Source organism: Sphingomonas piscis (assembly GCF_011300455.1).
Classification (GTDB): Bacteria; Pseudomonadota; Alphaproteobacteria; order Sphingomonadales; family Sphingomonadaceae; genus Sphingomicrobium; species Sphingomicrobium piscis.
This window is the reverse complement of record NZ_CP049869.1, coordinates 1,458,009-1,469,747: the sequence shown is the minus strand read 5'-3', so window position 1 is coordinate 1,469,747 and position 11,739 is coordinate 1,458,009. Positions and strand designations below refer to the sequence as shown.

The following is an 11,739-nucleotide window of genomic DNA, read 5'->3' as shown; positions in this document are numbered from 1 at the left end:
AAGCCGTTTACTGAGTGGGTTCGGCACTGCCACCGGGGGTCATGCCCGACCCAACCGTACCGATGTTGCCGAACAATTCATCGAAGAAGCTGCGGCGGCGGCCAAGCGTCGGCGTCTCGCGGCCATAAGGATCGATGTTTGCCACCAGCTCCTTGCCGGTCTTGTTGACAGCCACGACGTTGCCTGCCTGGTCGAAGCGCACGCGCAGCACCGTCTGCTGCCTCACGCTCGGATCACGGAATGCCAGTTGCTGCGTGTCGCGCGAGACATAATACCAGTCGTTGGCATCGAATTGGCCGGTGAAGGTCGGTCGGCCCAGCGATTTCTGCACCGAGTCCTTATTGTCGACGCCCGGTTGAATCGCGGCGGCCACATCCTGGTCGAGGACTACGCCGCGATGAGCCCGTACCCCGCCGCAGCCGGCGAGGACACCGGCGCCAAGAGCGATTGTTGCGACTTTCAGCAGCGCTGACTTCATGAACTTGTTCGACCTTCCGATTGCGGCAAACGCCCGGGAACTTGCACGCGCCGCCCTTCGCCTCAATATGCCCGGGCGATAGGGAGGCGCAAGCCTCCCGCCGGTGAGGCTCCACTATGTTTAGATTCCTGTTCCCACGATTAACGCCGGCCGAGCCGCGCAACACGGCCCTGTTCTCCGCAGCCGTTGCGGAATCCCGCAAGCCCTTCTGGTATGCCGACCTGGGTGTTCCCGACACACTGGACGGGCGCTTTTCGGTGCTCGCGACCGTGTGCGCGTTCGTCGCGGTTCGGCTGGAGCGTGGCGACGAATCGGCGCAGCAAGCCGGGGCAGGGCTGGTTGAGCGGTTCGTCGAATCGATGGATCATGAACATCGCCAGCTCGGCTATGGCGATCCCACCCTGGGCAAGATCGTCCGAAAGCTCACTGGAGCGCTGTCGGCGCGCGTGGACCGGGTCCGCGCAGTGGTGAACGCCGGTAGCGGTTGGAACGAGGAAGCAGCCGAGGGCCTGAACGGCGTGATTGCGTCGGCTGCGGCTGGGGATGCGCTGAAGTCGCTGTGGCAGCGGCTTGAGGCTTCGCCGGATGGTCGGGTTGTCGGCGGAGAATGGGCATGAGCGGCTTCGCCCATCGCCTGACGCTGGACCGCATCCGCGATGGAGAACGACTGGAATTATCGGCCGACGAAGAGGAGCGGCGTATGGTCGCGAAGCGGCTCGGGCTGGAAAACCTGGAGCGGTTCGACGCCCACGCGGTGCTGACGCGCGATGGGCAGCAGATCAGTGCCAAGGGCAGGATCGCCGCGCGTCTCGATCAAAGGTGCGTCGTCACCGGCGAGCCGGTTCCGGCCCACGTCGATGAAGCCTTCGACATCCTGTTCGCGCCCGAACCGTCCGCCGCCGTGCCGGACGACGAGTTGGAGCTAGGCGAAGGCGACATGGACGTGGTCTTCCACGACGGCGCGGCAATCGACCTTGGCGAGGCGCTTGCCGACACGCTGGCGCTCAGCCTCGACCCTTACCCGCGCAGTGCGGGAGCGGAAGCGGCGCTGAAGGAAGCCGGGGTCATGAGCGAAGAGGAAGCGGGGCCGTTCGGCGCCCTTGCCGACCTCAAACGCAAGCTGGAAGGCGGCGAATCCTAGAAGGGAACGTCGTCGTCGAGATCCGTGTCGAACGCCGCCGGTTGCGGGCGCGACTGGGGACGCGATCCGCCGCCGCCACCGCCTGAGTAGCCGCCGCCTCCGAATTCGTCGCCGAAGTCGGAGCGGCCGCCGCCGCCACCGCCGCCGTCGCGACCGTCAAGCAGGACCAGTTCACCACGGAACCGTTGCAGGACGATCTCCGTCGAATAACGGTCGTTGCCGTTGTTATCCGTCCACTTGCGAGTCTGCAGCTGACCTTCGAGATAGACCTTGCTGCCCTTGCGAAGGTAGCTCTTGGCGACCTTCCCCAGATTTTCGTTGAAGATCACCACCTGGTGCCACTCGGTGCGCTCCTGGCGCTGGCCGTCCCGGTCCTTCCACGTCTCGGACGTTGCGACGCGCAGGTTCACGACCTCGCCGCCATTGTTGAGCGACCGCGACTCCGGGTCCGCGCCAAGATTGCCGACCAGGATCACCTTGTTCACGCCCGCCATAACCGTCTCCTTGGATTTGGCGCTCAGCTATAAGCCCAGCGCCACCGCCGTCCAGTAGGTCAAACCGGCAGCCAGGTAAGCGAGCGCAAACAGGTAACCGATCATCACCAAAGGCCACTTCCAGCCGTTGGTTTCGCGGCGGGCCACAGCGATGGTCGAGATGCACTGGGGCGCGAATACGAACCAGGCGAGGAAGGCGAGCGCGGTTGGTAGCGGCCAGCTTCGGCCCAACCGATCCTCCAGGCTGGCGGCCGCAGCTTCCTCGTCGCTTGCGTCGATGGAATAAACGGTGGCGATGGCGCTCACCGCCACTTCGCGAGCAGCCATGGCCGGGAGAAGCGCCAGCGCAATGTCGTGGTTGAAGCCGATGGGCCGGACGACGACCTCGATACCGCTGGCGATCTTGCCCGCGATGGAAACCTCGCTCTGCTTTTCGCCCGGACCGGCCTGCGGAACGCTGGCAAGCGCCCACAGGACGATGGTAGTTCCAAGGATGATCGTTCCGGCACGCTTGAGGAAGATGGTAGCGCGCTGGAACAGGCCGATGCCGACATCCTTGACGTTCGGCATCTGATATTTGGGCAGCTCCATCATGAAGCCGCCACCGCCGCCTTTGAGGACGCCGCGACGAAGCACCACCGCCGCGAGCCAGGCACCTAGAATTCCAGTGATGTAGAGGCAGAACATGACGAGGCCTTGGAGGCCTACGCCGGGTACGGCGGCACGGTCAGGGATGAAGGCGGCGATGATGAGAGTGTAGACTGGAAGGCGCGCCGAACAGGTCATGAGTGGCGCAATCAGGATGGTGGTAAGCCGGTCCTTGGGATCGTCGATGGTGCGGGTCGCCATGATGCCGGGCACCGCGCAGGCGAAGCTGGACAGCAAGGGGATGAAGGCGCGCCCGGAAAGGCCGGCACCATGCATCAATTTGTCCATCAGGAAGGCGGCGCGGACCATGTAGCCGCTGCCTTCCAGCAGCAGAATGAACAGGAACAGGATCAAGATTTGCGGCAGGAAGACGATCACCGCCCCGACGCCGCCGATCACGCCGTCGACGATCAGCGACTGTAGCAGTCCATCCGGCAGCGCCGACGTTGCGGCCGCCGATAGTGCAGCCATGCCACCCTCGATCCACCCGACCGGAGCCTCGCTCCATGCGAACACGGCCTGGAACATCACGAACATTATGGTTGCAAGGATTAGGGGGCCCGCGACCGGGTGAAGAAGGACGGAGTCGAGCCTGTGGGTCCAGCGGCGCACCGGCGTTTCCCGCAGCACGGACGCGGTGGCGATCTCCCGCGCGCGGCGCTGCAACGTCAGCAGGTCTTCCGGAGTCTGTGGCATCGGCCGGCGGACAGGACCGGACAGCAGATCGTCGAGGCCTTGGTTCAGCTCGGTAATGCCGCGACGGCGAACGGCGACCGTTTCGATGACGGGAACGCCGAGCTGCTGCTCCAGCACCCTTACATCGAGCTCCAACCCGTCACGCTGGGCAATGTCGACCATGTTGAGCGCCACGACCGTGGGCAAGCCGAGCTCCAGCAATTGAAGCGCAAAGCGGAGGTGATTGTCGAGGTTGGAGGCGTCGAGCACGATCAGCAGCGCATCAGGCTGGCGCTCGCCCTGCTGGCGGCCGAGCAGCACGTCCCTTGTGACCGCCTCGTCCGGGCTGGCGGGATCAAGGCTGTAGGCGCCGGGTAGGTCCACCAATTCGACCGGTCGCCCATCGGCGAGCACCAGCCGGCCGGACTTTCGTTCCACCGTCACGCCGGGGTAATTGCCGACCTTCTGACGGGCGCCGGTCAGCGCATTGAACAGGGCGCTCTTGCCGGCATTGGGGCTGCCGGCGACCGCGACCAGCGGAAGCGGGTTCATGGCTAGGCGGGCACCACCTGGATGGCGCGGGCCTGGAGGCGGCGGATCGCAACGGTCATTCGGCCGACCCGAATGGCAACCGGATCGCGCCCGAACGGGCCGAGGTGCAGAGGCAGAACCGCCACGCCTTCGTCAAACCCGAAATGCTTGAGGCGGCATGCCTCGCTATGCTCGAGCGAATCCCAGTCGATCTGGGCGATACGCGCCTGCTTGCCGAGCGGCAGCTGGTCGAGCGTAAGCAGGTCCGGCTTGAAGGGCGCGTTCATTTGCGATTGATTATCAATAACTGGAAGGGATTGCCAGCCCGCTTGTGGTTCAGCGGGGCGGATAGCGAAGCCGACCGAGAAAGCGGCTGACGCTGATCCGGCGGTCGGACGAGCCGCGCCATTCCGCCTTCACTTTCTCGATCTTCATCACATTGTCGATCCGCCGGTCGAGGAAGGCGGAGGTATCGGACCAACCCTCCGTCTGGTCGTCGAGCCAAGTCAGCAGGGTGGAGGCGTAAACACCGCCGAGCGTCAGCCGCTTCGTGTAGTGATTGAAGTCGGTGCTGGTGTCGCCTGCCAGCCGCCACATCAGGTCGGTCGTTCGCCAGGTCACGCGGGTGGCGAGCAACAGGTTCTGCGGCATGGCGAGGATTGCGATTGCCCTGCGCACCGCCTCGCGGGCGGGACCCATGATCTCCAGCCTGGTCCAGACCAAGGCGCGGATCCGGTCGCGGATGCGCAAGGCCGCGATCCGCTCAGGCGTGAAATGCGCTTCGAGCGCGTGGTCAACGGCCTGGATATAAAGGTCGACCAAGCCGGCTTGGCTCTTGGGCATGGCGAGCCTTGCCTGGGCCTTGTCGACGCCGAGCTGGTCGGCGGCGGCGTCCACGGCCGCCATGCTCCACCCGTCGAACACCGCATTCTCGCCGACGGCCAGCGCAAGCTTGCGGCGAATCTCCTCCAGGGGCGTGACGTCGGTCATGGCGCCAAGTTGGGCTGCTCGGGTCCGCTTCGCAAGGCTGGCGCGCGAAGCTGTACGAGGACCAGCGCCGCGGCAATTGCCACCGCACCAGCCCAGTCGAGAACGCTCAGGCGCTCGCCATAGAAGAACCAGCCGATCATTGCGGCGATGGCCGGCTGGGTGAGGAGGGCCAGGCCGACCACGACCGACGGTAGGGTGCCGATCGCATAGACCAGCAATCCCTGGCCCACGACCTGACTGCTGACGGCGATGATCAGCAAGGGTGTCCAGTCCTGCGGCATCACGCGTTCGCCGAGGGCCAAGCTGATAGGAAGCAGGAAGACGGAGCCGAACAGGGTGGCGAGGAACAGGACCTGCAGTGGCTTCAGCGCCGTTCGCGCCCGTTCGACGAAGATCAGGTACCCGGCGTAGAGAATGCCGGCGAGCAGGGCGAGAATGTCACCGCGCACGTTGCGGGCGGACAGTTCGGCGCTCCCGGCCACGAGGAGCCCGCAGCCGACCGCGGCCAATGCCAGAGCGGCCGACTGCAACCCGGTCGGCCACTTGCGGGCAAGCCACAAGCCCCAGGCGACGAAGGCGAAGCTCGCGCAATTGCCGAACAGGGTCGCGTTGGCGAGCTTGGTCATGCGGATGCCGATGTTCCACATGGCGAGGTCCGACACGTAAAAGATGGCGGATAAGAGAATAGCGCCGGCGATGAGCTTGCGCGGCCAGACGGGCTTCTGACCAACGGCGATCCCCAGAACGGCGAGCAGAGGCAGGGCCAGGAACAGCCGCCAAAAGCCGACGGCGACCGGCCCGACATCGGCAAGCCGCACCAGCCACGGCCCGCATGCCAGCGCGGCATTGCCGATCAGGAGTGCGGGAAAGGCGAGCGGGTGCGCCTTGCGGGTCAGGATCCGTACTGCTCCCGCAAGCGAAGCAGCGCCAGCGCGGCTTCGGCGGCACCGCCACCCTTGTCGCTTTGCGCAGGATCGGCTCGAACGATCGCCTGGGCCTCATTCTCGACCGTGAGGATGCCGTTGCCGATCGCGAAGCCCTGGATCGTCAGGTCCATCAGCCCCCGTGCGCTCTCATTCGAGACGACTTCGAAATGGTAGGTCTCGCCGCGAATGATGATCCCGAGCGCAACGAAGGCGCAGAAGCGGCCGCTTCGGGCGGCGAGCGCGATCGCGCCCGGCAACTCCAGCGCTCCGGGTACGGTCAGCGTCTCGTGGTCGTGGCCGGCCTTCTCGATCGCGGCGCGCGCGCCGGCCAGCAGCATGTCGTTGAGGTGCGGGTAGAAACGCGCCTCGGCAATCAGGATGGTGCCCACTCAGTCCCCTTTTCCGCTAGAAGAGACAATAGGCCGCTCCTCTACGATGGCGAGCCCGTAGCCGCCCAAAGCCACCGGCGACAAATGCGTGTTGGTCAGCAGGACCATCTCGTGGATGCCGAGCGCCGCAAGGATCTGCGCCCCGATGCCATAGTTGCGCAGCCCCTCGGACGGCTCCGAGGGCTGGTCGGAGCGCGCATTGGCCGCACGCGACAAGGCGCAGGACGAGGCGGCATGCAGGAGAACGACCACGCCCGCACCTTCCGCTTCGATCATCGCCATCGCTCCAGCGAGCATCCCGGATCGGGCACCGACCTCGCCCAAAAGATCTGCAAACAGGTCGACGCTATGCATTCGAACCAGTGCGGGACTGCTGGGGTCGAGGCTGCCGTGGACGATGGCGAGCTGCTCCTCGCCCGTTGCCTTGTCGCGGAACACCTGTGCTTGCCATTCGGCACCGCTCGCGACGGCAAAGCCGGTGCTCGCAACCCGCTCGACCATGTGATCTTTCTTGAGGCGGTAGGCGATAAGGTCGCGGATCGTGCCGATCTTAAGGCCATGCGCCTGGGCGAACTCCATCAGGTCGTCGAGGCGCGCCATGGTGCCATCCTCGCGCATAATCTCGCAGATTACGCCGGATGGATTGAGTCCCGCGAGGCGCGACACGTCCACGGCGGCTTCCGTATGGCCCGCCCGAACGAGCACGCCGCCAGGCTGCGCGGCCAAGGGAAACACGTGACCAGGCGTTACCAGTGCGTCGGCGCTGTTCGCGGAGTCGATCGCGACGGCGATGGTTCGGGCGCGGTCGGCGGCGCTGATGCCCGTGGAAATGCCCTCCTTCGCCTCGATGGAGACGGTGAAGGCCGTCTTGTTGCGGCTGCGATTATTGCTCGACATCGGCGGTAGGCCGAGCTGCTCGATCCGCTCCTTGGTCAAGGCAAGGCAGATCAGTCCGCGGCCGTGCCGCGCCATGAAGTTGATCGCATCCGGAGTCGCCATCTGCGCGGGGATAATGAGGTCGCCTTCATTCTCCCGGTCGTCGTCGTCGACCAGGATGAACATGCGGCCGTTGCGCGCCTCGTTGATGATTGCTTCGGCATCGACCAGCACGTCGGCGTTGCCGCGCTGAAGAAGCTTTTCGAGCCGCACCAGCGTGTCCGCGGTAGGGTTCCAATCGGGTTGGCCGAGCCGGCGGAGGCTGTTGGGGTGGAGACCGGCGGCACGGGCCAAGGCGGCGCGGCTGACCTCGCCAGTCGCGACGACGGCGTTCAAACGATCGATTAGATTGCTGCTCATACCTGCGGATTATCACACTCAAGTGTGATGCGGAAGCTCGCCTTCGTCATTCCGATGTTTGCGAGCATCGATCATCCGCTGAAAATAGCGGGCAAGCACGTCGATCTCGATATTGCAATGTTGCCCCTGCGCAAGGCCGCCAAGAGTGGTGTGCTGTGCAGTATGAGGGATGACGTTGACTGAAAAATGTGTGCGGTCTTCGACCTCACGGACATCGTTCACAGTTAGCGACACACCATCGATCGAGATCGAGCCTTTGGGCGCAACCGACTGCCCCAGGTCGAGCGGAATGCCGAAACCGATCCGCTTGGAGCCGCCAACGTCGCAGAGCCCCAGCACTTCGGCGACTCCGTCGACGTGGCCGCTGACGATATGGCCGCCGAGCTCGTCACCGACCCGCAGCGAGCGTTCGAGATTCAGGCGCTGTCCCGCTTCCCACATCTGGGGGGCGGTACGGCTGACTGTTTCCTGGCTGACGTCGACAGCGAACCAGTCCTGTCCCTTGTCCACGACCGTTAGACAAACGCCCGAGCAGGCGATGGAGGCGCCGAGGTCGACGGTGGAGAGATCGTAGCCGCAGGCGATAGTGAGGCGCAGGTCCGCCCGCTGCTCCACCAAGCGAACGGTGCCGACGTCGGTGATGATGCCGGTGAACATGCCCGCGCCTTAGGCCTCCCGCACCCGCTCGTAAACTTCGAGGCGGTCGACGCCGAGGGCCCGGCCGTCGCTGACCCGCCAGCGGCCGTGCGCGTCCGCGATAGCGTCGAGACCGATGTAGCCGAACGACGACTTGCCTTCGCCGACAATGATAGGGGCGCGGTAGATGAGGATGCGGTCGACCAGGTCGGCGTTGAGGAATGCGGTAGCGGTCACAGATCCGCCCTCCACCAGCAGATCATTGACGTCATGAAGCCGGTGCACATCTTGTGGAGATTGCAGCATTTCCCAGCCATCGACGGGTTCGCCACGGCTGAGCAGGGCTCGGCGGGGCGAACGCTCTTCTAAACCGGGGAGCCGCACGTCGAGCTTGGGCGAATCAGCGAGAAAGGTGCCGCGACCAACCAGGATCATGTCAGACTGCGCACGCTCCAGGTGGACGTGAGCGCGGGCGTCCTCACCGGTGATCCACTTGGATTCGCCCGAGGGTAGCGCGACCTTCCCGTCGATCGACAGTGCGAGCTTCAATGTGACGCGTGGCCGCCCGAGGCGCTGGCGTGTCAGCCATCCGGCCATGCTGTGCCTTGCCTCGTCAGCGCCGTCACCCAAGTCAAGGGCAATTCCCGCTTCGCGAAGCCGAGCAATACCGCGGCCAGTGGTTCGAGGATCGGGGTCCTCGAGCGCGACGATCACACGCTGAGGCCGCGCGGCGACCAGCAAGTCGGCACAGGCTGGGCCGCGTGGGCTGCTATGGGCGCAGGGTTCGAGCGTAACGTAGACGGTGCTGCCTTCCGCCTGGCTTCCGGCTTGCGACAAGGCCTCGGCCTCGGCGTGGGGCCGGCCGCCCGAAGCGGTCGCCCCGCGTCCGACCACCTCGCCATTCCGTACGATCACACAGCCGACATTCGGATTGGGCGCGGTCTGCCCACGCGCGGCCTCGCCGAGCGCGACCGCCTGCGTCATGAACTGCGTGACTATTCGTCCATCCCCAGCTGCTTTTGCAGCTTCACATATTCCTGGCGGCGCTTCTCCTTTGCGGCGTCGCGCATGGCCTGATCCTTTTTCTGGTCGGCGATGATTTCGGCGTCGCTTCGATCAGCGCTCCAGCTCTGAGTGAAGGTGACGGTGGTCGCCGGCTTCGGGTTGATCGACGTGTCCGTGAAAAATCCGATCACGATCGCGGCAGTGGCGACCACGGCAAGCACGGCGCCGATGCGCTGCTCACGGCTGCGCTGCCGCATGAAGGCGAGCAGGTCCGCAATCGCCGCGCGAGGACCGAAGTAGGGCGGAAGGACGGGCATGATCTTTAGATAGGCCCGCGCCCGTTCTCCCGCCAGCCCCTCAGCCTTCCAGCTGGAAGCGAAGGGTGATGACCGTGGTCGACTGGATCGTTTTCCCGTCAACGGTAGCCGGTTGATAGCGCCACTTGGCGATCAGGTGGCGGCGCGCCGCGTTGAGGAAGGCCGGATCATTAGCGCCGACGGGATCTACGGCGACCACCCGTCCACGTTCGTCGATCGTCAGCCGTAGCCGAAGCGACGCTTCCTCCTGCGAGTCCAGCTTCGACGTCGGATACGGCGGTCGTAGCGCGGATGCTGGCGTGGCAAGCCTCGGTCCGAGCCGGACCGGAACGGGTATCGGCGTTGGAGGCGTGAGCGGCACGAGGATAGCTGGATCGGTCCCGGCGACAGGCCCGGTCGGCCCTGTCGGCTCGGCGGTCGTGCTCATGCTCGTGCCGGGCTGAGGCGGCATTGGTGTCGGGACTCGCGGGACATACGGGTCGGACTTTGGCGCGGCGTGCTGCGGCGGCGCATTATCTTCCGGTGGCGGCGGGACCGGGATCTTCTCGGTTTCTATGAGGTCAATCATGGTCGGCGGTGTGCGGGGACTCGCATCGATGATGAACTTTGCGCTCATCGCCAGGGCGACCACGGCAACATGACCGCCGATAATCAACAGCATGGTGGATGGGGATGAGCCGCGCGCAGCGATCCCCTGACGGCCGGCAGCATAAGCAAGCATTTTGCGACCTCCTCTCCTGAGTCGTAAGATGATGTTACATCATATCATACCAGGAGCAAGCCTGTTTGTTCCAGAGAAGCGGCGTTCCGGTGGTGTTGCTAGTGTGTGCCGGCAGCCCTTAAGCGGGTGAGCGTAAGCTCCTTGCCAATGCGCTTTACCAAGGCGCTCATCTCGGGCCCATGTTCGCGACCGGTCAGCGCCAGGCGCAGCGGCATGAACAGCGCCTTGCCCTTCCGGCCGGTGCTCGCCTTCAACGCTTCGGTCAGGTCGCGCCAGGGCTCGCCCGACCAGTCGATCTGCTGAGCCTGCGCCTCTGCGACGATAACAAATCGGCGATCGTCATCGCTTAAATCCGGCGCAACAATGTCACCAGACACCAGTTCGAACCATTGCTCGAAATCGGACAGCCGCTGCAGATTGGGACGAAGCAGCGTCCAATCGGCCTCCATCGCGTCGGCCGGCAGGCGATCCGCGACGGCCGCATAATCCATCCCATGCAACAGCCGCGCGTTGATCAGTTCGACGTCGTGCAGGTCGAAATGCGCCGGCGCTCGCCCGAAATGGGCGAAGTCGAGCGTCGCGGCGAGCTCGTCGACGCGGGTGAAGGGCTCGACCGGCTGCGAGGTGCCAAGGCGGGCGAGGACCGACAGCAATGCCAGCGGCTCCAGACCCTCTTCCCGGATCTGCTGGACCCCGAGCGACCCGAGCCGCTTCGACAGCTTGCCCTCCGCGGCGACCAGCAGCGCCTCGTGTGCCAGTTGTGGCGGCGTGGCGCCCAGCGCCTCAAACATCTGCAGCTGGGCGGCGCTGTTCGACACATGGTCCTCGCCGCGGACGATGTGGGTAACCCCCATGTCGGCATCGTCGATGACGCTGGGCAGAAGGTAGAGCCAGCTGCCGTCCTCGCGGCGCACTACCGGATCGGACAGCAGCTTGGGATCGAACCTCTGCTCGCCGCGGATGAGGTCGGTCCACACGATCGGCCGGTCGTGATCGAGGCGGAATCGCCAGTGCGGCGTCCGGCACTCCGGCACCGCCGCGTCGAGCGGCTTACGCTCGTACACCGGCGGCAACCCGCGGCCGAGCAGGATCTTGCGGCGAAGATCCAGCTCTTCGGGCGTCTCATAGCAGGCATAGACCCGCCCGGCCGCCTTCAGCCGTTCGAATTCGCGTTCGTAGAGATCGAATCGTTCCGACTGACGGAAAATGGCGTCGGGCGTGAGGCCTAGCCAGTCGAGATCCTCCCGGATCGCCTGGTCGAACTCCGCCGTCGACCGCTCCCGGTCCGTGTCGTCGATCCGCAGCAGGAAGCGCCCGCCATGCTGCCGCGCAAACAGGAAGTTGTGGAGCGCCGTGCGAATATTGCCGACGTGAAGTCGGCCGGTCGGCGACGGTGCAAAGCGGGAAACGACGGTCATGACGCGGCTTTAACGCGCACCGGCGGCGCGGCAAGCTTGCTGGACTCGGCTCCGCTTGGCTAAGGCGGGACAAA

The 11,739-nt window shown here is 65.2% G+C and carries 15 protein-coding genes; 2 read left to right on the top strand and 13 right to left on the bottom strand.

The window, feature by feature from the left end:
- Nucleotides 1-7: 7 nt before the first annotated feature.
- The gene (locus tag G7077_RS07355; RefSeq protein WP_166411134.1) at nt 8-478 is read right to left on the bottom strand and encodes an outer membrane protein assembly factor BamE; all 471 of its coding nucleotides are present in this window, start codon (nt 476-478) and stop codon (nt 8-10) included.
- 116 nt (nt 479-594) lie between these two features.
- Between G7077_RS07355 and G7077_RS07350 the strand changes: the two genes are divergently transcribed.
- Nucleotides 595-1,095, top strand: a complete 501-nt coding sequence (locus G7077_RS07350; RefSeq protein WP_166411133.1) for a ubiquinol-cytochrome C chaperone family protein — start codon at nt 595-597, stop codon at nt 1,093-1,095.
- Complete coding sequence (locus G7077_RS07345) at nt 1,092-1,619, top strand: YceD family protein (protein ID WP_166411132.1); 528 nt, start codon at nt 1,092-1,094, stop codon at nt 1,617-1,619. Before G7077_RS07350 ends, G7077_RS07345 begins: the two co-directional genes overlap by 4 nt.
- Here the strand turns inward: G7077_RS07345 and ssb are convergent.
- The 12 genes from ssb to gltX all read right to left on the bottom strand — a co-directional run bounded on the left by ssb (nt 1,616) and on the right by gltX (nt 11,665).
- Nucleotides 1,616-2,113 (bottom strand): single-stranded DNA-binding protein, encoded by a 498-nt coding sequence (ssb, locus tag G7077_RS07340; protein WP_166411131.1) that lies wholly within the window; start codon nt 2,111-2,113, stop codon nt 1,616-1,618. The two genes, G7077_RS07345 and ssb, sit on opposite strands and share 4 nt — an antisense overlap.
- A 27-nt stretch (nt 2,114-2,140) precedes the next feature.
- Nucleotides 2,141-3,988, bottom strand: coding sequence for a ferrous iron transporter B (gene feoB, locus G7077_RS07335; protein WP_166411130.1), 1,848 nt, complete (start codon nt 3,986-3,988; stop codon nt 2,141-2,143).
- 2 nt (nt 3,989-3,990) lie between these two features.
- Nucleotides 3,991-4,254, bottom strand: coding sequence for a FeoA family protein (locus G7077_RS07330; RefSeq protein WP_166411129.1), 264 nt, complete (start codon nt 4,252-4,254; stop codon nt 3,991-3,993).
- 49 nt (nt 4,255-4,303) lie between these two features.
- Nucleotides 4,304-4,957: a COQ9 family protein gene (locus tag G7077_RS07325; RefSeq protein WP_166411128.1), complete on the bottom strand. Its 654-nt coding sequence runs from the start codon at nt 4,955-4,957 to the stop codon at nt 4,304-4,306.
- Nucleotides 4,954-5,775, bottom strand: a complete 822-nt coding sequence (locus G7077_RS07320; RefSeq protein ID WP_246167098.1) for a DMT family transporter — start codon at nt 5,773-5,775, stop codon at nt 4,954-4,956. Before G7077_RS07320 ends, G7077_RS07325 begins: the two co-directional genes overlap by 4 nt.
- Nucleotides 5,776-5,849: 74 nt before the next feature.
- Nucleotides 5,850-6,272, bottom strand: a complete 423-nt coding sequence (gene ribH, locus G7077_RS07315) for a 6,7-dimethyl-8-ribityllumazine synthase (protein WP_166411127.1) — start codon at nt 6,270-6,272, stop codon at nt 5,850-5,852.
- Nucleotides 6,273-7,568 (bottom strand): 3,4-dihydroxy-2-butanone-4-phosphate synthase, encoded by a 1,296-nt coding sequence (gene ribB / locus G7077_RS07310; RefSeq protein ID WP_166411126.1) that lies wholly within the window; start codon nt 7,566-7,568, stop codon nt 6,273-6,275.
- 18 nt (nt 7,569-7,586) lie between these two features.
- On the bottom strand, nt 7,587-8,225 hold the full coding sequence (locus tag G7077_RS07305; protein ID WP_166411125.1) for a riboflavin synthase: 639 nt from the start codon (nt 8,223-8,225) through the stop codon (nt 7,587-7,589).
- 9 nt (nt 8,226-8,234) lie between these two features.
- The gene (ribD, locus tag G7077_RS07300) at nt 8,235-9,188 is read right to left on the bottom strand and encodes a bifunctional diaminohydroxyphosphoribosylaminopyrimidine deaminase/5-amino-6-(5-phosphoribosylamino)uracil reductase RibD (protein ID WP_166411124.1); all 954 of its coding nucleotides are present in this window, start codon (nt 9,186-9,188) and stop codon (nt 8,235-8,237) included.
- An 11-nt stretch (nt 9,189-9,199) separates the two neighbouring features.
- Nucleotides 9,200-9,526, bottom strand: coding sequence for a hypothetical protein (locus G7077_RS07295; RefSeq protein ID WP_166411123.1), 327 nt, complete (start codon nt 9,524-9,526; stop codon nt 9,200-9,202).
- Between the two features lie 40 nt (nt 9,527-9,566).
- Nucleotides 9,567-10,247 carry an energy transducer TonB gene (locus G7077_RS07290; RefSeq protein ID WP_166411122.1) on the bottom strand — a complete coding sequence of 227 codons (681 nt, stop codon included), beginning with the start codon at nt 10,245-10,247 and terminating at the stop codon, nt 9,567-9,569.
- Nucleotides 10,248-10,345: 98 nt separating this feature from the next.
- Nucleotides 10,346-11,665 (bottom strand): glutamate--tRNA ligase, encoded by a 1,320-nt coding sequence (gltX, locus tag G7077_RS07285; protein ID WP_166411121.1) that lies wholly within the window; start codon nt 11,663-11,665, stop codon nt 10,346-10,348.
- Nucleotides 11,666-11,739 lie beyond the last annotated feature (74 nt).